Annotated in this window: 19 protein-coding genes and 2 pseudogenes; 1 reads left to right on the top strand and 20 read right to left on the bottom strand. The window is 36.0% G+C overall.

Features of this window, described 5'->3' with window-relative positions; all coding sequences use genetic code 11:
- Positions 1-11: 11 nt before the first annotated feature.
- From ftsY to EAG08_RS07080, 19 genes and pseudogenes are all read right to left on the bottom strand, one after another.
- Positions 12-964: pseudogene (gene ftsY, locus EAG08_RS07165) on the bottom strand (signal recognition particle-docking protein FtsY).
- Between the two features lie 106 nt (positions 965-1,070).
- Complete coding sequence (locus EAG08_RS07160) at positions 1,071-1,223, bottom strand: DUF4295 family protein (RefSeq protein WP_082002123.1); 153 nt, start codon at positions 1,221-1,223, stop codon at positions 1,071-1,073.
- A gap of 19 nt (positions 1,224-1,242) precedes the next feature.
- Complete coding sequence (rpmG, locus tag EAG08_RS07155; protein WP_027373683.1) at positions 1,243-1,425, bottom strand: 50S ribosomal protein L33; 183 nt, start codon at positions 1,423-1,425, stop codon at positions 1,243-1,245.
- Between the two features lie 3 nt (positions 1,426-1,428).
- On the bottom strand, positions 1,429-1,671 hold the full coding sequence (gene rpmB, locus EAG08_RS07150; RefSeq protein ID WP_034760742.1) for a 50S ribosomal protein L28: 243 nt from the start codon (positions 1,669-1,671) through the stop codon (positions 1,429-1,431).
- A gap of 399 nt (positions 1,672-2,070) precedes the next feature.
- On the bottom strand, positions 2,071-2,517 hold the full coding sequence (locus EAG08_RS07145; RefSeq protein WP_129534847.1) for an IS1 family transposase: 447 nt from the start codon (positions 2,515-2,517) through the stop codon (positions 2,071-2,073).
- 205 nt (positions 2,518-2,722) lie between these two features.
- Positions 2,723-3,178 (bottom strand): hypothetical protein, encoded by a 456-nt coding sequence (locus tag EAG08_RS07140; RefSeq protein WP_129534846.1) that lies wholly within the window; start codon positions 3,176-3,178, stop codon positions 2,723-2,725.
- Positions 3,179-3,186: 8 nt separating this feature from the next.
- Positions 3,187-4,125, bottom strand: a complete 939-nt coding sequence (locus EAG08_RS07135; protein WP_228446812.1) for an RHS repeat-associated core domain-containing protein — start codon at positions 4,123-4,125, stop codon at positions 3,187-3,189.
- 124 nt (positions 4,126-4,249) lie between these two features.
- On the bottom strand, positions 4,250-4,600 hold the full coding sequence (locus tag EAG08_RS07130) for an enoyl-CoA hydratase (RefSeq protein ID WP_129534844.1): 351 nt from the start codon (positions 4,598-4,600) through the stop codon (positions 4,250-4,252).
- A gap of 860 nt (positions 4,601-5,460) precedes the next feature.
- A pseudogene (locus tag EAG08_RS23120) lies at positions 5,461-5,646 on the bottom strand (RHS repeat-associated core domain-containing protein); the annotation flags it as partial.
- A gap of 133 nt (positions 5,647-5,779) precedes the next feature.
- Positions 5,780-6,205, bottom strand: coding sequence for a hypothetical protein (locus EAG08_RS07120; RefSeq protein ID WP_129534843.1), 426 nt, complete (start codon positions 6,203-6,205; stop codon positions 5,780-5,782).
- Between the two features lie 6 nt (positions 6,206-6,211).
- Positions 6,212-7,654 carry an RHS repeat-associated core domain-containing protein gene (locus EAG08_RS22915; RefSeq protein ID WP_317126316.1) on the bottom strand — a complete coding sequence of 481 codons (1,443 nt, stop codon included), beginning with the start codon at positions 7,652-7,654 and terminating at the stop codon, positions 6,212-6,214.
- Between the two features lie 168 nt (positions 7,655-7,822).
- The gene (locus EAG08_RS07110) at positions 7,823-8,188 is read right to left on the bottom strand and encodes a hypothetical protein (protein ID WP_129534841.1); all 366 of its coding nucleotides are present in this window, start codon (positions 8,186-8,188) and stop codon (positions 7,823-7,825) included.
- A 164-nt stretch (positions 8,189-8,352) separates the two neighbouring features.
- Positions 8,353-9,807 (bottom strand): RHS repeat-associated core domain-containing protein, encoded by a 1,455-nt coding sequence (locus EAG08_RS22910; protein WP_317126315.1) that lies wholly within the window; start codon positions 9,805-9,807, stop codon positions 8,353-8,355.
- A gap of 185 nt (positions 9,808-9,992) precedes the next feature.
- Positions 9,993-10,154, bottom strand: a complete 162-nt coding sequence (locus EAG08_RS21330; protein ID WP_164998539.1) for a hypothetical protein — start codon at positions 10,152-10,154, stop codon at positions 9,993-9,995.
- 32 nt (positions 10,155-10,186) lie between these two features.
- Positions 10,187-10,456, bottom strand: a complete 270-nt coding sequence (locus tag EAG08_RS07095) for a DUF4375 domain-containing protein (protein WP_129534840.1) — start codon at positions 10,454-10,456, stop codon at positions 10,187-10,189.
- A gap of 4 nt (positions 10,457-10,460) precedes the next feature.
- Positions 10,461-14,243, bottom strand: coding sequence for a DUF6443 domain-containing protein (locus EAG08_RS07090; protein WP_129534839.1), 3,783 nt, complete (start codon positions 14,241-14,243; stop codon positions 10,461-10,463).
- Positions 14,243-17,029, bottom strand: coding sequence for a hypothetical protein (locus EAG08_RS07085; protein ID WP_129534838.1), 2,787 nt, complete (start codon positions 17,027-17,029; stop codon positions 14,243-14,245). The genes EAG08_RS07090 and EAG08_RS07085 overlap by 1 nt, the downstream gene beginning before the upstream one ends.
- 12 nt (positions 17,030-17,041) lie before the next feature.
- Positions 17,042-17,368: a T9SS type A sorting domain-containing protein gene (locus tag EAG08_RS21935; protein WP_228446810.1), complete on the bottom strand. Its 327-nt coding sequence runs from the start codon at positions 17,366-17,368 to the stop codon at positions 17,042-17,044.
- A 20-nt stretch (positions 17,369-17,388) separates the two neighbouring features.
- On the bottom strand, positions 17,389-18,582 hold the full coding sequence (locus tag EAG08_RS07080) for a T9SS C-terminal target domain-containing protein (protein WP_228446809.1): 1,194 nt from the start codon (positions 18,580-18,582) through the stop codon (positions 17,389-17,391).
- A gap of 840 nt (positions 18,583-19,422) precedes the next feature.
- Here EAG08_RS07080 and EAG08_RS07075 point away from each other — a divergent pair.
- A complete protein-coding gene (locus tag EAG08_RS07075) occupies positions 19,423-20,175 on the top strand; it encodes a hypothetical protein (protein ID WP_129534837.1) in 753 nt (250 codons plus the stop codon).
- A 294-nt stretch (positions 20,176-20,469) separates the two neighbouring features.
- On the opposite strand, the gene EAG08_RS07070 is transcribed toward EAG08_RS07075, so the two are convergent.
- Complete coding sequence (locus EAG08_RS07070) at positions 20,470-21,855, bottom strand: NADH-quinone oxidoreductase subunit N (RefSeq protein WP_129534836.1); 1,386 nt, start codon at positions 21,853-21,855, stop codon at positions 20,470-20,472.
- Between the last annotated feature and the right edge of the window lie 100 nt (positions 21,856-21,955).

Here is a 21,955-nt window from a genome sequence, read left to right as displayed (position 1 = left end):
AAGATATTAAATTATCTCTTCTTGAAAAATGAATCTACAAACTCTGTACCATTAAATAATTGAAGGTCCTGCATTTTTTCGCCAACACCAATGTATTTCACAGGAATCTGAAACTGATCAGAAATTCCGATTACTACACCTCCTTTTGCCGTTCCGTCTAATTTCGTTACTGCCAAAGCATTGACTTCAGTTGCAGCAGTAAACTGTTTTGCCTGCTCAAAGGCGTTCTGACCTGTAGAACCATCTAATACTAATAAAATCTCATGTGGAGCGTCAGGAATTACTTTCTGCATTACTCTTTTGATTTTAGAAAGCTCATTCATCAAATTGATTTTATTGTGAAGTCTTCCTGCGGTATCAATGATTACCACGTCTGCATCTTGAGCAACTGCACTTTGTACGGTATCAAAAGCAACAGACGCCGGGTCTGAACCCATTTCCTGCTTTACAATGGTTACTCCGGCTCTTTCACTCCAAATCGTAAGCTGATCTACGGCCGCAGCACGGAAGGTGTCTCCTGCACCCAAAATTACTTTTTTTCCGTCAGCTTTAAACTGATGGGCTAATTTACCGATTGTTGTGGTTTTTCCTACACCATTTACCCCGACAACCATGATGACATAAGGTTTTTTTGAAGTGTCGATGTTTCCGGTATTTGCCTGTGGATTTTCTAGAAGCAATCCTGAGATTTCCTCACGAAGAATACGATCCAATTCGCTTGTATTGACGTACTTGTCTCTTGCGATACGTTCTTCTATTCTCTGGATGATTTTGATGGTGGTAGACGCACCTACATCGGAAGCGATAAGTATTTCTTCAAGATCATCAAGTACCTCGTCATCTACTTTGCTTTTGCCGACTACGGCTTTAGTCATTTTTTCAAAGAACCCCTGATTAGATTTTTCTAAACCTTTATCTAAAGTTTCTTTTTCTTCTTTTTAAAAATATTTTTAAACCAACTCATCTTAGAATTTTGATTTTTATAAGCTTACTTTGTCTTGTACAAACAAAGATAACAAAAAAACTACCCAAAATATGAGTAGTTTTTGTATTGTAAATAAAGTAACTGATTATTTTTTCAAATAAGCATCAACTTCGTCTGCATTCATTACTTTTTCTTCGAAAACGTAAGCTTCTGATTTAGAAGACTTCACCATTTTCACAACTTTAGTCATTTTTTTTGACTGTCCGCTTTGTAGGGTTGCTACTACTTTCTTTGCCATGGTAAATTATATTTATAAATTACTTGATTTCTTTGTGAAGGGTAGATCTCTTAAGAACAGGATTGTATTTTTTCAATTCCAATCTTTCTGTAGTGTTCTTTTTATTTTTTGTAGAAATGTATCTAGACATTCCTGGCATACCACTTTCTTTGTGCTCTGTACATTCAAGAATTACTTGAACTCTATTTCCTTTTTTTGCCATGATTTAGTTCTTTTTAATCAATCCTTCTCTGATGCCTCTTTCGATAGCTTCTTCGATTCCAATCTTGTTAATGATTCTCAATCCATGAGCTGAAACTTTTAGCGTAACGTGCTTGTCTTGCTCTGGAAGGTAAAATTTCTTTTCCAATAAGTTAATTTCAAAACGACGCTTCGTTTTGTTATTAGCGTGGGAAACGTTGTTACCAACCATTGCACGCTTTCCTGTTATCTGGCAAATTCTTGACATATCTCGATGTTCTTATTTGTATAATATTTGAGGTTGCAAAATAACGAATAATTTTTTAGACAGACAAGTTTTATGCAAAACTTTTATAATAAATATTTGTCTTTTATTTTTATTTTGAGCCAAATTAAATTTAATAATTCCTTAATAAAGCACTTTTAACGCATTTCCAAAATAAATTGATATGAAAAATTAGGCGTTATAATTCTTATTTGAAGAGAGGTAAAAATAAAGCTTTAATTATATTGAATGAAATTCTTGGTTTGAACTTCGATTATATTACAAAAGATAATTATATACAATTTTACACTAATCCTGCAATCTTTATTATTATGACTCTGTCATTCTGAATGTAACGCAGTGAAATGAAGAATCTAAGCTATATATGAGATACTTCCTTCGTCAGAAGGACAATGGTATAAAATTGTATATAGTCGCCTTACTTTTTTTATCAATAGCATAAACCAACCATTGCGGGTTTGATTTTTTTCTGATGAAAAATCTCATTTCATCGAGCTCATAAGATTGATACTTACAAATGGTAGGTTGATTTATATTATCTGCAATCTTAGTAATTCTTCTAAGTAAAGTTGTGGTAGAAATGTTTAAAACTCTGGCTGTACTTCTGATTCCTAAACCTTCTTTTGTCAGTTGAATTATTTGTGAATTGATATTCTTATAATAAGCCTTATAACTATAAAACTCTATAAATCTTTTATTGCAGCTCTTACAAATGTATTGTTGTTTTTTAGTTTTTGTAGTTCCGTTTTTAATAATGTTTTTTGAATAACAATTTTTGCAAATTCCTGTATCACTAACTCTGATACATGAGGAATGATCTTCAGTCATTTAGATCTGTTTTTATCACCAAAAATAAACAAGAGTAGGGAATGCCTACTCTTGTTTTGATTATTTTATTTTTAATTGGTGTTGAAATTCAATGATTTAAATTTCTAAAAATTGTCATCACTAACTCTGATACATTACCAAATTGCGAGGTTTTTATTTATCCGCCACACGATAAAATCGTGCGGGAGCGAGGGAGATTTAATTATTATTCTATTCTACTAATGTCTATAGCACTATTAATATTATCTGGATATTTAGTCTTTATAAGAATATCTAATATATTTTGAGATAAATCTTTTAGAGTTAAAGGTTTCATAGGACTTGCTACTAAATGATAATCATAATCAAGAAAATTATTCAGGTTAGTTTTATCAAAAGAATATAAGCCTTTTTTTGTCATAGATACAAAATCTTGTAAATATCTTTCATCAGCACCACTTCCAAATATTTTAACTAACAAAGAATCTAATTCAGGATTAATTACCACATCTGATATTTCAGGTAAATCTCTAAAATAAGATATTAATTTTTCATTGTTTTCTGATGATTGAGCTACTGTTTCAGGCAATTTACCTGCTCCAGATGCTACAAAACCTATATGATTTTCATCTGTAAAAAACCAATCAATATCTAAAGTTTGCTGTTCTATTTCTGTATACATAATCATTTTTATTTTCCAAAAGTTGTTTTACAATTATCACACATTGGAACAACCTTGCCTGTTCTTGGTCTTATTGCATCAGTAAAATTAATTTGTGATGGAATAGCTGAAGGATTGTTCAATAATAAATTATTTCCGGCATTAAATTCAGCACAACATCCAACTGGATTCCCAGAAGCTGTTCTTGTTCCAAGGCCTCCTAATTCATTTACTACTCCTTCTAATTGTGGCGCAACAATAGACGGTGGAGCTCCACTTACACCAATAGATGTTTGTCCATTCAATTCTGCCCCAACTACAGCTGCAGGCGCCTTTTTAGAAGCGTGCATTTCAGCTGCAGTGCTTTTGACAGAGTTTGTTAGCTCACTCATATTCGCAGTTCCTTTTGAGCCTGCAATTTTATGGGTTAATATTGCTGCACCACCAAGAGCAACAGCAGACCCGATAGATTCCATATCTCCTTTTGCTACGCCTTTAGCTGTTTGTACTAAAGCTTTCGCACCACTTGTTTCATACAAAGAATTTACATATTGATTGCCTGCAGCTTTTGCTCCTCCTTTTTCATATGCATTATAAACCTTAGTCCATTCTTTTTTAGCATTAATCATTACTGAAGCTGTATTGGATTGAACCAAACCTGTTGCTAAACCTTTAGTTCCGCTCCACAGTCCTCTACCAAAACCCTTAACGTCATTCCAACTACAGCATCTTTCCGCTTCTCTACCATCAGGATCAACAAACATGATCGGATTATCAAGAGCATACGTATAAGTAGAAAATCTTGTTGATTTTTCTGCGAGTTCGTCCACCACACCCCATCGTCCAATATCGGGCATATAAAATCTTGCGCCGTAATCATACATACCAGACTCTTGCAGCTCCTTTCCGTTGTACTTATACTGATAAGTAATCTCGCAATTTGCGAGGGTTTTTTTATTATCTGCCACACGATAAAATCGTGCGGTAGCGAAGATAAAATCGTGCGGTAGCGAGGGTTTTTATAATTATATTTCAAAATCTTTTAATTGAGAATCATACTCTGTTATTTTAGCATAAATTAATTCTTCCATATTAATTTATAATATTTCCTTCCTCACCAACTTCACTTTCTAAATACCCGATAACTTTATCCCAATCTTCACTTAGATAAAATGTTCCATAGTATTTTTGACCTAATATACTTACAAATCTTAGTTGTTCTTTAGAATAATTTTCCAAGCCTACTATTAGAGTGTTTATTTGTTGTGATAATTTATTGTTACCCTCCCTTGTAGCGGTATATTGTCTAATCTTATACACTCCTATTAAGTTTTCCCTTTTAAAATTATTACTATGACTTATTTTAATTTTATATTCTTCAATATTGCCTAGAGAATTTCTTTCTTTTTTAATTAATTTAAAAATATTTTCTGATGTTAACATAATAGATTACTTTTTTATTTTGATCATGGTGAAACATATTGAACTTTAGCACCATATGTAATTCCTGGCACTAACCACTCTGATTCTGCCGGATTAAAAGGGTTTGGAGTGGCTTGTCCTGTCCTAAATGTTTTAGACATAATAATTCCAGGAACCCCGTTTGTATAAATTGCAGTACCTGTAGCAAAATCTCTTGCAGTATTTATATTACTTGTCCAACTAGTCCAAATGCTAAGATTATCTCCTCCAGCATGTAATTCCATGTCACTATGAGGTCCCCATGTAGCAGCAACCTGTCTAAAGCCATTTGGTATTGCAATTCCTTGCATTGCTTCAAAATACATTGAACCTTTTGCTTTTGATGATATACCTCTATACAAAGTTATTGTTTGTGGTTGACTAGTTGTTGTTATTGGTTCATCTATAGTAAGAGGTTTCGAATTGGGAGCAAAACCACTATCTCCCGTCAACAATAATGGCGCTCCCCAAAGACCTCTACCAAGTACACCTGCAGCAGCTGCAACTTCCTCCCAAGTCAAAGCTGCTTCCACACCTTCAGGAATAAATTCAGCAGAAGTTACCACCCATCTTCCCGTAGTACTCGCAGCTATTGGTAAGGTATTCGCATTTTTACTTTTTCCTCCAAAAAGATTTCGGAAGAAGTTTTTAACAGACTGCCAAGTTGAAGGACCCGGATTTCCGCTATTTCCTCCACCTTCGCCATCATTTCCTATGGCTTCGTTGACAATCATCATCCCGGCATCATCTCTGTAGAACATTGGTAAGTAATCATCACCAAATCCATTTTTATTTATAAAGTCCGCTACTGCGCTTCCCGGGTTATAGGTCGTAAGATTATCCCAAGATTGTCTTCCATCAGGATCAATAAATCTTACAGGATTATTGTTTCCGTAATGATAAGGTGTAAATCTTCTCGATGATTCTGCCAGTGGATCTACAACGCCCCATCTACCAATATCAGGCATATACATTCTCGCCCCATAATCATGCATTCCGGTCTCTTGAAGTTCCTTTCCGTTGTACTTATCTTTTATAAAATTAGGATATTGAGATTTCAATACCCTAATTTTTCAACGTTACTTCAATTTAGTAGTATAAGAAGTATAAACTTTTTGTCCTAAAAAAGATAGCAACTCCAACTAATTCTTGATCGGCTCCTTAATACATTTTAAGAACATATTTTTGTAATAAAAAAGCGGAGACAAAAAAGTTAATAATAATAAAAGCAATTATTGACCAAACTATTATTCCTCCTTTTTTATTTATATCTTTTGGCAGTTTATCAAATTCTCTATTATATTCTTTCCAAATATTTGTATGGACAAATGAAAAATAATTTAGAATGCAAAAAATAATAAGAAAAATTAATAAAATAGGGCTAATTGCGTCTATATTTAGTTTTTCATTATTAATAATAGAATAATAATTCAAAAAGGAGCCGATAATCCAAAGCTCAAGAGTCAGTAATACAATTCCAGCTTTAAAATCACTCCAAAATTCACCACCTAACATTTCAGAAGTATATATTATTGACTTATAAATCTTATAAAATAAATAATAATATACTCTTTTTATTTTTTCCATAATTATTTATTTGGGTTCATGAGCTCCAAAAACATTAATTCTATAGGGTCCTGCCTGATTAAATCCTTCATCAAGTTTTCCCTGAACCATATTACCATCATCAAAAAGTTGCGGCCAGCCTCCATTGTAAAAATTATCTACTCCGAAATAAACTGTACTAAGAGAAGCCCCAATTGATCCTCCCCAGTTTCCTGCGACTCCAAACCCTGTATTTAAAATAGCTTTTCCGAATGAAACTTTACCTGTCATTATCCCTCCCACATCAGTTATAACACCTAAGCCAAAAGAAAAATGCCCTGCTATTTTTGCACCTCTTGCGAGTTTAGAAATTGGTGCAGTTGCACTTGTCATCGGCATTTTACCAAACTGGCTAAGGTTTCTGCCTGTTAATTGATAATTTCCAGATAATCCTCTTCTATATCCTTGTGTATACATCGATTGAGATTGTACAATCCCTGCAAAACCCGTTAGAACTGCGCCTGTTCCATAGAACCAGTTACCTTTTCCAGCTAGTCCATACCAATTATCAGATAATCCTTGCGAAAGTTTTAAAGCATTAAATTGCCCATATTGCGCACCATCAGAATCTGTCCACCAGCTTACAGTTCCTCTTTTATAATTGGCAAATAGAAAATCAACAGAATCATTATTAATTCCGTTTTTATTAAAATAATTCATTAATGAACGAATGCTACCATTTGTCGCTGTTAATCCAGCGCCCCCGCCTTGTCCATCATCTCCAATGGCAGAAGTCATCATCATTCCGGCATCATCTCTGAATACCAACGGCATATAATCATCACCAAACCCATTTCTATTCATAAAAGAAGCTACTGCGCTTCCAGGGTTATAGGTCGTAAGATTATCCCAGGATTGTCTTCCATCCGGATCAGTAAATCTCACAGGATTATTATTGCCATAATGATAAGAAGATAAATGCGGTGTCATTTCCGCCAGCGGATCAACGACTCCCCATCTTCCAATATCGGGCATATAGAACCTTGCGCCGTAGTCATACATTCCTGTCTCCTGCAGCTCCTTCCCATTGTATTTGTTTTGGTATGCATTGTCGAAATTATTGTACTCATTATTGTGGATCATTCCAAAAGGGTAGTAGTTGGTAACCCCTTCTGCTTCGCCCGAGATAATATAATTATTGCAAAACTGTCCGTCGGGAGTATCGACACAATTGTTAACCACAATATCACCCGTCACTTCATTATTACCATCTCTGTCGCTGTAACTTAATCTTACATTCCCTAAATGATCGGTATAATTGTAAAAATAAGTATTCCTCAAAGCATCAAAATATCCTTCTGATGTCGGGATGATTCTCAGTTTCATCTCATCACTGGCCATCGTTCCAGAAGGAGCTTCCCATGTATGGGTAAATTTATACTGAAAACCGTCCAGATAATCTGTTTCTAAACCGTTAAAGAGCTTCTTCACTTTTACTCCGTCTGCTCTGTAGGTGTAATTGGTTACTACTGAGTTTTGGGTAATCTGTTTCGGTAAATTTAAATAATTGGATTAAAAATCAGAACAAAAAATTACATAAATTTTGTTATCACTAACTTTGATACATTACCCATTACCGACTTTGCGCAGCGGGGGTGATTATTTTTCATCTTCTCCGTATATTTTCTTAAGCTTTTCTATTTGCTTGGCTTTCTGCAAAGAATCTTCTCTTCTTTCTTGTGCTACTATTTCTGGTGCATAAGGTCCCGTTTGGTCTTTTCTTGCTTTCCAGTCTAGGCAATAAAATGAAAAAATAAAGTTCATAATTATTATTAAAACAATTCCAAATGCTATCCAACTCCCAATTATATTCTTTTTCTTGGGTAATTGATCAAACTCTTGATTATAGTTTTTCCATATGTCTAAATAATCTAAGGTGTAATAATTAAAACCAATAGTAAAAATTAAAGGAATATATACTACAGGTTTAAAAATAGATAAATCTACTTTACTTCCTGTTATCACTGTATAATAATTTATTATTGATAAAAAATCCAAATTTGTAAAACTATTAAAACTAAACCAGCCTTAAAACTACTTAAAAAATCTCCAAATGGAGCAGAAGTATATATGATTGCTTTGTATATTTTATAAAAAAAATAATAATATAATTTTTTAATTGACATAGTTTAAAATTTTTGAGAACCATAAGGCGCTGTTATAAATCCAGGAACAATGGCTGCGTTAGATCTTTGTAAATCGTCATAATCTTCTCCATAAGCTTCCCATCCTGTATGCCCATTCTGATTTTCAGGATAAAAAGCATCAACTCCAAAATATAAAATAGCAGGTATAGTACCGGCTCCTGTTAAACCATAAGCTCCCATTGCTGTATTTAACCCCGCTTTTGCTGGATGAACGATATTTTTAGAGGTTGGATTATTATAATAATTATAAACACCAACACCATCCATTGCAACACCAAATCCAAAACTTGCTTTTCCTGCAATACCCGCCCATCTTCCAACATTAGAAATAGGTACTGTAGCACTAGTCATCGGTGCAGTTCTAAATTGGCTAAGGTTTCTACCTGTTAAAACGTAGTTTCCTGATAGTCCTCTTCTAATACCTTCTCCATACATTCTTTCAGAATTTAATGTACCTTTTACACCAGATAATGCTGCTCCAGCTCCAAATAGCCAGTTGGCTTGCCCTCCAGGTCCATACCAATTTCCTGAAAGTTTTAAAGTATTAAATTGCCCATATTGCGCACCCTCAGAATCTGTCCACCAGCTTACAGTTCCCCTCTTATAATTGGCAAAAAGAAAATCAATAGAATTACTGTTAATTCCGTTTCTATCAAAATAATTCCTTAATGCACGAATACTGCCATTTGTAGCTGTTAATCCACCACCGCCTTGACCATCATTTCCAAGAGCAGAAGTCATCATCATTCCGGCATCATCTCTGAATACCATCGGCATATAATCATCACCAAACCCATTTCTATTCATAAAAGAAGCTACTGCACTTCCAGGGTTATAGGTCGTAAGATTATCCCAGGATTGTCTTCCATCAGGATCAGTAAACCTCACAGGATTATTATTTCCGTAATGATAAGGTGTAAATCTTCTCGATGATTCTGCCAGTGGATCTACAACTCCCCATCTACCAATATCCGACATATACATCCTTGCTCCATAGTCATACATTCCGGTCTCTTGCAGCTCTTTTCCGTTGTACTTGTTCTGATAAGCATTCTCTGTAGTACCGCTGTAATTATGCAGTAAACCAAAAGGGTAATAGGTATTATTAGATACAATCTCTCCCGGCATAAACTCGTCATAACATGCCTGATTACCATTTCCCATGTCCGTACAATGTTTAATCATCATATCCTTTGCTCGTATATTTCCGTTATGATCAGAATCTGCATAGCTTATACGCACATTGCCTAAATGATCCGTATAATTATATACATAGATATTAAGTAACGAATCATAATAACCTTCTGAAGTAGGAATGATTCTTAATTTCATCCCGTGATTCGTAATCGTTCCCGAAGGAGCTTCCCAGGTGTAAGTAAATTTATACTGAAAACCGTCCAGATAATCTGTTTCTAAACCATTAAAGAGCTTCTTCACTTTTACTCCGTCTGCTCTGTAGGTATATCCGGTAACTTCAGAATTTTGGGTAATCTGTTTCGGTAAATTTAAATATTTGGATTAAAAATCAAGACAAAAAATTACATAAATTTTCTCATCACTAACCTCTGATACATTACCTACTTCAGGTACTAATTGTTTAAACACATTTATCTTATTTTGATTTATTTAAATAAATATACTCCTAATAAATCAGCAATATCTTCGTCTTCAATATCAAAATAGATATCATCCAATTCTTCTAATGGATCAAACAAATCATCTTCAATAAACAATTTCTTAAGGGTTTTATTCATTAATACTTTTCTAAATTCTTCATCAGCCATATTTTTGTCTTGCACAATTTTTAAAGCTTTATCTAAGAGATTTGATTTTTAAAAGCACCTATTTCAATTAAAGCATCTATTGTTTCCTTTGCAAACTGTCCGTAAGAATTTGCAAAGTATTGATGAAACCCACCATTTAATACTTGATTTTCCAATACCACAGTTAAATATGTTACTTGAAGATGTTTAGATAGGTTTACTACATAACTGTACCAATATGGTATATCACTGAAAAACCAATCTTCTTTTATTCCTTTCGTTGCTTCTAAATATGTTTTTTCTATTAATTCTTGATTATTCATAAGATTATTTTATAAAAGCTCCTGGGTACATTGTTTTATTCATTTGGATTAATTCTTGAAGAGCACTATTGGGTATTCCATCAATACCATAAACTCTTCTCAATTCAAAAATATCTCTCGCCAATACTTGACGTGCGCTGGTAAATCCCTTTGTTGATCGAGAGACAATTCCAGTACCTCCAGTATGTCCTAGTTTTGGAACTAGAATAGATGGAGCGGTACTGCGTTTGTAACCTTCCACAAGTTTACTCATAATAGCAGTTTGTCCAACATGATGCGCATCCAATCCTCTCTCTAGTCCTTGTATTTCTTTATAAGCTCCTACTTTCCATAAGCTACTTTCTTCTTTAAGAGCTAATCCTGGTTTTTTCAACGTTATAGCAGCAATAATACCAGCCGCCATTGCCAAATGTTGATTTTCAGGCTCCCAGTTGCTTATAATTTGTCCTCCTACATCAAAAATTCCTGAAGGATCTCCCATTCCTCCAATCATCTTTACAGGTCCGTCATTTCTTACCCATGCCATCGAATCAAAACCTTGTTGCCAAATTCCTAAATGAGTAGAAAGATGCTGCTGGAATCCCATACTAAAGGAAATCATAGTTAGAGCTTTATTTCCTTTATAGCTTTCAGGTAGATTGATGACAAGCGGAGCTAATAATCTCTCACCGGCAACATCACCACCACCACTACCCATTGGTCCCAAACCTACACTCATCATAAGCATATCTGTATAGTCTGAACCCCAACTTATTTTGTTACCATCATAATCCATAGAGCCTCCTGCATCACTTGTAAAGCCGATTCCCGTATTGTACCATGTTGTTCCGGAAGCTGAACCCATCAGATTGTTTAATACAGACATTGAGAGCATTCCGGTAGGATCGTTAAACATCAACGGATTATTATTCCCGTAATGATAAGGAGATAAATGTGTTGCAGCTTCTGCCAATGGATCTACTACTCCCCATCTTCCAATATCAGACATATACATTCTTGCACCATAATCATACATTCCGGTCTCCTGCAATTCCTTACCATTGTACTTGTTTTGATAAGCATTGTCAGACGTGTTATACTCACTATTGTGCATCATTCCGAAAGGATAGTAGTTGGTAACCCCTTCTGCTTCTCCCGAGATAATGTAATTGTTGCAAAACTGTCCGTCGGGAGTATCGACACAATTGTTAACTACAATATCACCTGTCACTTCTCCGTTTTCGTCTCTATCGCTGTAGCTTAATCTTACATTCCCCAAATGATCGGTATAATTGTAAAAATAAGCATTCCTCAAAGCATCAAAATATCCTTCCGATGTGGGGATGATTCTCAGTTTTATCTCATCATTCGTCATTGTTCCCGAAGGAACTTCCCATGTATGGGTAAATTTATACTGAAAACCGTCCAGATAATCTGTTTCTAAACCATTAAAGAGCTTCTTCACTTTTACTCCGTCTGCTCTGTAAGTATAATTCGTTACTTCAGAGTTTTGGATAATATTTTTCGGCAAATCTAAATAATTATATTGAATGGAAGAAATCCCTTTATCAGGAAAAGTGGTTGTATTTCCGTTCGCATCATATCCTATATCGGTAGGCGCAGCCTGATAAGGATAACCATAATTTAGGGTCACGTTTTCAGATATTTTCTGAAGACGGTTGCTCGCACCGGAGTTTTCATACTGATAAGAAAGATTGTCAATCAATAAGGCAGTGCCACCCATTTTTTGGGCAGTTCTTTTCATCGTATTGATATTTCCATTGATATCATACGTTGCTTTCTCAAAATATTCCCTCAGTGAAGGATTGGTAGAATTCTGATAAAATCCTGCCGAAAGGCGGTTCATATTATCATACACATAGCCGTATCTTTTCAGGGATTCGTTGGCTGTAACCCCTGTTTTCCAGTCAACTTCCGCAATATTACCGTTGTACTTCGGGAGTACTTTCAGCGTAGGATCAGACGTGTCGGGTGTTTCAAGACCTTCTACCTGATTGTACTTGATTTTGTACCCGAAGAGATCACCGCCCAGATTTGCAGGATCATTGATCTGCGTCATCCAGCCTCTGATGTTGTAGGTATAATCTACATTTTGAAGACCGTTTCCTACAATTTTACCGCCCACTTTTTTGCTTCTCAACTGAGAAAGCTCATTATAATCATTCTGAGTAAGAATTTCTTCCGCATTGTTATCGACTTTGTGTTTATGTACCAACAATCTGTTCTGATGATCGTAGGTGAACGTTTGTGTAATGATCTTTTCTGCATCAGAGCCGAGCCTTTTATGAAAAGTTTTAGACTGAAGAAGCATCCCCGCAAAATCAAGATCAGATTCGGTACGGGTATAACCGCCCAAATGATTGATCGAATGACTTCCGATGGCTCTTGCCTGATTGTCGTAGTACACATAGCCTTTGGTCCAGCCATTGTCTTCAATATTTTTTACCAGTTTCATCACTGGTAAAGTGCGGGTGCTTACATTGGCAGAAGACTGATCGGTCAATACAGATTTGCCGTAAATAGCTGAAGGAAATGCAGGATTGAAGCTGTATGCAGGGTACGTGTCATAATAATTGACACTCATAATCGTCATACTGCCTGTAGGAAAAGCATTTTTGGTATAGTAAACATCCATACCATTTTGCGTGATCGCAGTAGTGCTTTTTTCTTCATTGTTTCCAAAGTTCGCAGTCATACTGTTAATTGCATTCTGCATCGCTGCTCTACTGCCGGTATTGGAGAAGAATCCTGTATACACCACTCTTCCGAAACGGTCATATTTGGTAAACATCCAGCCTTTGGCATTGAAGCTATTGTTGGTCGTTCTCAATATTGCATCCTGAGAAAGTACCAGTCTGTTTTGCTTATCGTAGACCATATATTCCCATCCTTTTCCGGGAAGCTTCTTTTCTACCAGTCTTGCTCTGTTATCATATTTGTATTGGTAGCAGAGATCATCCAGAATCTGCTGGGTTACCGTATTTCCACCGTTAGAGATCAGCATCTCTGCTTTCGGAGAGATCACATAGACCAGATTACCGTAATCGTTATAGATATAGTAAGTGTCTGCATTTTGAGAAGCAGTCATTACTTTTCTTACAAGAACGGTTTGTCCGAGACTGTTTTTAAACTCAATGGTCTTGTTTCCGTCTTCATCTGTTGCGGTATTTTTAGTCAGCACCTTTTCGCTGTACAACGAAACGGCAGAAAGAGAAGAAACGGCTGTAGCACTTTGCCACGAATGGGTAACGGCATATTTCTTTACCTGATCTGCATTTTTGTTGAGTGCGTAGTCGATTTTCTGGGTATGTCCGGATCCCATTGCCCATTCGGCTCCGGGATGGGCAACTTCAAGAGGTCTTGCGAGAGGAGAGGCTTCCAGCTTCTGCAAAGAATAAGCATTGGCTACTCCGTAATAGGTATTGGCTGTATTTTCGGATACTGCCTGTATTCCAAGATTTGCCGTAGGCATCGGGACAGGCAGAATGCTTTGCGTCTGCCTCCCCAATTGATCGTAGACAACAGGAACGACAAGATCCTGACCGAGAGGAGTGGCCTTTACCTGCACACTCTGTTTAGGTCTTCCCAACTCATCAAAATACTGTACCGATTCAGACTTTTTACTCCCGTCTTCAGACAGATAAATTTTGGTATAGGTATAATTTTCTGAAGGGGTAGGGGTTGTTTGGGCAGTTCCAAAAAACGGAAAGCCCAAGGCAAACATCAGAAGAAACCTGCTCACTTTCAGTTTTCCCGGTCTGATTATGTTTTTATATTTTTTCATCATTAGTTTTTATAATTGTATTTGTATTCTTTTACGGTAACTCCATTGGTATTGATCACTTTCTGCAGTCTGTTGAAAGAATCGTATCTGTATTTCTCGGTCAGTCCTCCCGGAGAGATCATGGTCGTCATTCCCACCAGTGGGTCATACGTATATCCAGTGATGATAAAGCTCTTCAATGCAGTATCATTTCTGAAAGTGTTCAGCGCAGCGATCAGATCATTCTCTTTTGCTGCTTCTGTTGCAGGCAATGCGTCGGCATCAGCATTCGATGCATTCACAATAGCATCAATAAGATATGAAGGGATATCTGAAAGCTTTGCTCCCTCTATTTTGGCAATCGGCATGGTTTTGTGATATCCCCAGATCATCGTCACCGGAAATCCTGCAGAGTCTGTTGCGTCCGGAAATGTTCTGTACTGTACCATATTTCCTTTGTCATCGTAGATGTCGTAAATGGTATTTTTAACAGTTTTGGTGAGATCATCCGGAAGATAGCCCAACTGTGAAGTAGGATAGTAATGGGCGGTATCATCATATAGAGTCTGGCTTTTGGAAAGGATTACTCCGTTTTTCTTAGTTTCGGTGGTCAACAGATGATCTTTGATTCCTACCATCCACAGTCTTATAGATCCGTCGCGTGGATACGTATATTTTTCTTCAATAATGTCTCCCTCTGCAGTAATATTTTTTTTGCTCATGATATTCAGATCCAGAGGACGGCGTACAGATTCTGTGGTAGCAGATATTGCATCAGATCCTATAAAAGATGTTGAAATATTGGTCTGTTTTGTAATCACCGAGTTTTTGTTGTAGCTTCCAATTGTAGATGCATCTATCTGATAAAGACCTCCTATCGGTTGAAACTCATATATATTTTCTTCTTTTGCGACCATGGTATTGGCAGCATCAAAAATTTCTTTTTTATCAAGTAACCCATTTCTCAGGAGATTGTAATGCATTTTGCTGATCAGATTTCCTTCTGCATCTAGATTATCAGGACTATCTTCAAATGTTTTAAAATAATATTTTACATATCCTTTATTCTGACCTATAGTTTCTTTTACATTCCTGTAAACAATGGGATCATTATCAATCAATCCGTGATAAATCCCGCTGGTTAAGGTATTATCGTTAAATTTCTGATACGAGTAAGAACGTGTTTCAGAATCTACCACAACATCATTCGCAAGAAATTCTATTTTTTTGATTCTTACCCCATTTCCTGTAGTATAATTAGGAAGTGGAAGAGATTTATAGCGGATTCTTTTTACATTCACAGTTCCTGCTCCGCCAGTTCCCAATACTTGAAATGTATTTGTACCGGGTACAAATATTTCATTCCCCCAATTGTCATATCCTCCGGAAATCAATTTCACATCAGCAGTAGGAGTTATCCCCGGACCCCATATAGGACCATCGGTATAAAGTACATCAACATTCACACAATACAGCAAATAGCTGTTGCCCTGTGCATCATCAGGATTGGCACTCAACTGGAAAGTACCGGTATTCGCATTATGACTGTCGAAGCTGAAAGTTCCTATATCCTCCAGAATTTGCGCATCGCGGTCTTCTAAAAGATAAGGTGTGATATAGGCATCTGTACTAAATGAGCCTAGGGAGGGTAATACATGCGTTTTTTTTACAAAATAAGCATTGGGTTCAAATTCATACCTTGTTTTTCCTCCTGTAGGATATTGAATGGTGTTTAGTAAGCCTATCCCCCAATATTTTGGATTGTCTGGTTCATTATACATACACTGACATTTTAAATATGCCCAGTAGTTCTCATCAAACGGGGTGGTTTTATACTCAAAAGAGGTCTGTTCAAAATCCGTAGAATTACCATATTTTCTGACAGAGCGGAGAACTCTTTTTTCATATAATGAATTGTCCCAGCTGTCCGGTCCGCATGATGAGATATTGGTGTCATGATAGGTATATGGCCACAATTCGTTTTGTAGCGTATATTTCTGGATTGTTTTCCCGGCTTTGCTTTTCAATTCTACAGTGTGAAGCTGAAAAGGATCTGACATCTTATTAAAAAGTGCAGTATTAAAATCATAGTTAAAATCTAAAGATCCGATATCTGGAGAAGTTACTTTAATAAGCTTAAAACTGGTGACATATTGATTACTTCCACCTGGGATCATATAGGTTTCTATACGGTAATTGAAAAGTAAGAGATCATTTTGAAGCACATCTTTCACTTTAGAAAGATAATAGCATGAGGTGTATCCAGTGTTATTATAAACAGCCATATCCTTGACGTCAAAAAAATAGGTATTTCCTGATTCGTCAATGATCTGAAAGCTATTCTCGGTTTCATTGTAGGATATCCTGAGTTTACTTTGCGTTAGAGGAATAATATATTTTCCTCCTGAATCACTTGTTTTTAATAAAAATTTACCGTTTTTACCCAGAAAATTATAGTTATAGAAATCTGTTGGCTGTCCAAAGGTCGCTGTTTCTCTGTAGATGATACATGTTGATCCATACAGTGACCATCCGGCTCCTACATCTGAAGCCCTTTGTTTTTTGCCGGAATTATTGGGATGGTAAGAGATCCCTATATTTAAGCCTACTTCAGAATTTCTTGTTGATAAGGAAAAGAAAGGTGCCGTAATATCTGGAACACCTGTAGATAAAGCAATCGGAGCATCAATAAAACTGGCTACCGATGATGCGGACGGTGCTGAAACATAACTTCCATCTGCGACTTGCGAAAACAGGGAGCCTGAAAAAAATGTCAGCAGGAATACGATAAGACAATTTAATTTATTCATATATTTTGTGTTTTATTTTTTAATGATTTTAGCATTCGCCGTTTTATTCGTATCAGTTTTTATAGTCACCAAATAAGCCCCTTGAATCAAATTCTGAGTATTGATTTTAGTCACCTTATTTTTGGTTTTAAGACTTTGTAGCTGCCTTCCGCCCATATCATACAACGTAATATCCGCTTCCTTGAATTCAAACCCAATCTCCACATAACAGTACTCAGAAACAGGATTCGGATAAATCTTAATGTCAAGTTTTTCAATCAATTGATCCAGTTGTTTGTCACCTAGCTTTACGATTTTCCAGTTCTCTTTTCCTAACTCTTCAGCACTCGTTCCTGCCAAAATAATCGAACCGTCTCTGTTTAATTTAATGTCAGATAATCTTTCCTCTTTTTTCTGGATTCACCCTTCACATGCTTTCTCCATTGCTCGTTGCCTTCAGAATTTAAATAAAGCATCCAAAATGTTTCATCATCAGATTCTATTCTCCCTTCTGCCTGAGTATAACCGCCAAGCAAAATTCCTTTCGAGCTTTTATCGTCTCCGGTTTTTATCACATTCATCCCCATCAGAACATCTCTGTTCTTAAAATTGTAAGATTTCTGCCAAAGTTCTTCACCTCGATCATTTAGAGAAATCAACCATATATCAGTACCTTCTTCAATGCCCACAGATTTATTTCCGGATCTCTCTGATCTCGATTCTCCGCCAACGATAAATCCTGTGGAAGTCATTGCAAGAGTTCTTAAGTGATCATCTCCTTTACCTCCAAAGTTCTTTTCCCATTCTACTTTTCCGTCTTTGCTCAGCTTCACCACCCAAAAATCTCCTTCCCCGAAGTTTTCGGTTTTCTTTGAACCGCCAACATTACTTCTAGAATAAATTCCGAGCAAAGCACCGCCATCAATAGTTGGAATCATCTTCTCCACTTCATCTAATCCTTTTCCTCCTAAAATAATCTGAGATAGTTCTTTTCCGTTCTTATCGATTCTTGAGATCAGGACATCTTTAGACCCAAAACCTTTCGGTGCATTCTGTACATTCCCTGCAACAAAAAATCCAAAGTCAGTAGTCTGAACCACCGCTCTGGCTTCCTCATCCTGTAAAGTTCCCAAAGTTTTCTGCCACAGCTCGTCACCAAACTCGTTGATTCTTACCAACCAGATATCTGAGCCGCCGTTAGCATCATCCTTTTTATCCAAACCTTTTCCGGAGTAAGAAGTTCCAGCCAACAGAAAACCACCTTCCTGAGTAGTGACCGTTGCCGAGAGAAAATCATGGTTTTGTCCCGAGAAATATTTTTCCCAGACTTCTTCACCTTGTTGATTCAATTTAACGATATGAAAATCGTAACCGTTATTTTGTTTGTTTTCGGAAGTAAGTTTTTTCGATTGAATAGAACTTCCTGTAATGAGGTATTGCTGATCGATTGTTGTGGTGACTTGCGAAAGAAAATCCTGAGTAGAAGATTTAATATCTTTTTGCCATACCACATCCTGAGCATACAACACTGTGACAGTGCATAGTAGAACTGCACTCGTGTAGAGTTTTTTCATGATTTATGTTTTTATTTTAAGTTATTTTTTGCTAAGATAAAAATATATTGAACTCCTGCTATAGGGAAAACCTTAAAAGAAGTAAATATTGATTATAATTTAATTTCTGATGTTTTTTCATATCATTTATTGTTTTTAAATTCTTTAGAGCAAATATCAATATCTAATGCGACAGAAGGTGACGTATTATTTTAATTGACTTTTACTAATTTCCGAAAATAAGAAAGGCGCAGAGCAGTAGCCAATCAGTTAAAGAGGTACCGCGAAGAACCCAAAGACCAGAAAGACTACGCCCGCGCCCATTTAGGAACATGGGCGTAAGCCTATCAAAATTTGGTCTTTTTAAGAAAGTTCGCGGTTTTCTTTAACCAATATGATAGCTTACGCTTTTATATTTTTTCGTTAAAATCTGATGCGAATATAAAAATATTTTTTAAAATCGTGAAATTTATTTTAATTTTCAGCCAAATAACTGTTTAAACTTACGCTTTCATCAGATAAATTTTAAGTACGCTTAATCTTATTAAATCTTATTATTTACTCACGAATTATAGCCTCTGTCATGTTGAGCGCAGCCGAAGCATCTCGTCCCTTAAAATTCTAAAATTTCTAAAATGCCTAATGTTTTAAAAATTAATTAGATAAAAAAACACGTAGTATAAAAACTGTCATGCTGAGCGTAGTCGAAGCATCTCCGTTTTAACACCTCAAGATCATTTATATGTAAAAACCAAAAGTAAATTATCCTAGAAATATCAGTTTCATGTAATTTTTATCCATTTATTTCGTTTATTTCAAATATTTTTTAAATTTGTTTTACAATTATAAATGAAACACAATATGACAACACCCATTAAAAAATCTGTCAGTGAAACTGGTCATGCTAAAAATGTAGCCAACTTTCAGTCACTTATTTCCTTTTGTACAGGCTTCGGAGAAGTTTACAATCCCTCCAAAGAATCCCTTAAAATTCCTCAGTTGCAAATGCTTTTACAGCAAGCACAGGAAAAAATGAATGCTACAATTACCCAAAAAACTTCATTTGACAATGCAACTAACAGCAGGAGAAATTCTTTTTCAGACCTTAAGCCTCTTTCTACAAAAATCTCAAACGCATTTTCTGTGGCGGGAGTAGAACAGCTAGGGATTAATAATTTGAAAAATATGAACAAAAAACTGCAGGGGACAACGGCAAAAAAGGCATCGGCTTCAGCAGAAGATTCACAGCCTGAGACAGCAAAAACAATCTCTACCTCTCAGCAGTCGTATGATAAAATGGTAGAACATTTTTCGTCGATCATTGAGATTTTGGTACAGAGCTCATCTTACAATCCTAATGAGAATCATTTGAAAGTAAAGTCACTGCAAGACAAACTTTCTGATATGCAGACCAAAAACCAGGAACTGATAGACTCTTACACACAGTACAGCAATGCAATGCTTGAAAGAAATCAGTTTTTGTACAATCCGCTTTCAGGATTGGTGCAAACTTCCAAAGAAATAAAGCAGTATGTGAAAAGTATCTTCGGTGCTTCAAGCCCGCAATACAAACAAATTAACGGGATCGAGTTTAAAGTAATCAAAGGTGGTTAATATTTAAGCGGTCTCTTTCATAAAACGACTGATGGTATTCATAAAATAACCGATTGCTTTGATAGAATTAGCAATGTGAGCGATAATATTGTCATTGTCTTTCATAATGTAAGAGATGTGACCGATAAAGTAAGCGATGTCTTTGATGAGATAGGCAATGCAAATGATAAAGTAAGCGATGTGAATAATGATATAAGCATTATATCTGTTAGAGCAAAAAAGACAAGTAGTAATGTCATAAAAAAACCTTCCACTTAATTGGAAGGTTTTATAGTATATAATGTAAATCTTATTTTATAATCCGAACTGTTTTGCAAACAAATCAGGGAAAACTCCTAAAGCAACCAACGATACGATAATCGCTACTGCAACGATATTATAAGTAACCGTTACTTTTTCTGAAGTTTTGAAAGTGGTTTCTTTAAAGAAGAACATCGCAATAATCAGTCTTAAATAATAAGCAATTGAAATTGCCGACCCTAAAACTGCTACGATTACCAGGAAGGTGTTGTCATCTTTTGTCAACGCCTGAGCAAACAATGAGAATTTACCCATAAACCCTGCCGTCAAAGGAATTCCCGCCATTGATAATAAAGAGATGGTTGCAACAACAGCCAGTAAAGGTTCTGTTTTTGCCAATCCTTTGAAAGCTCCGAAAGAAGTTTCTCTTTTCACTTTTTCTACCCAGATCAGACACATAAAAACTCCAACGGTAGAAAGAGAGTAGGCGAATAAGTAGAATGCTAAAGTATATGTAGAAAGCGCATTCATGCCGAAGAAAACCAAACCGATATATCCTGCATGAGAAACTGACGAGTATGCCAACATTCTTTTTGCATTGGTTTGTGCAAGTCCCATTACATTGGCAAGAACCAAAGTGATAATCAAGAAAACTCCAAGAATATTAATCCATTCAGCGGTTACGCCAGAGAATCCGATAGTCATTAATCTGAACAAAGCAAAGAAACCTGAGATTTTAACAACACTTGCCATGAAAGCCGTAATCAATGAAGGCGAACCAGCGTAAACATCAGGACTCCACATGTGGAACGGGGCCAAAGCAACTTTGAATGACATTGCACAAAGCATTAGGATCACTCCTAAAATCAACATGATATTTTTAGGATTCGTGATGGTGAATTCCTGAATTCTATATAAATCGAAAGTTCCTGTACTTCCGTAGATAAATGCAATACCAAACAACAGAAAACCTGTCGCAAATGCACCCATCAGGAAATATTTAATAGAAGCTTCGTTTGATCTTAAATCTGTCTTGTTCGCTCCCGCCATTACGTACAACGGAATAGAAAGAATCTCAACCCCTAAGAATAAAGTCACTAAGTTTTGGAAACCGAAAAGGATGATTCCGCCACAAAGCGCAAACAACATTAATGCATACAATTCTGACTGATGGCTTCTGTGATTGCTGAATGCAAAACCTCCCAGAAAGAATAACAGTAAAGTCGTTACAATAGAAATCTTTGTGAATAAAGCTGCATTTGCGCTGAATTCATACATGTGTCTGTACTGCTCAAAGAATGAAGCTTCCGGTAAAAAGCTCACATACAAGGCAATGATTAATCCAAAAATCCCAATGTATCTTGCGAATTTTCCATGCTCAAAAACTCCCGAAAATAACGCAGCAACTGCAGTTAGGAAAACAATAATTAAAACACTCATAATTTATATTTGAGATGAGAAGGTTTAAAGTTTTTTAGTTTAAAGTTTTCAGTTCAATGTTGAACTTTTTACCCTGCTCTTTTTACTTTTTACCTCTTAA

This window comes from Chryseobacterium sp. 3008163 (assembly GCF_003669035.1).
In the GTDB taxonomy this organism is placed as follows: domain Bacteria; phylum Bacteroidota; class Bacteroidia; order Flavobacteriales; family Weeksellaceae; genus Chryseobacterium.
Note: the sequence above shows the minus strand (reverse complement) of the source record. Positions and strands in the feature narration are given on the sequence as shown.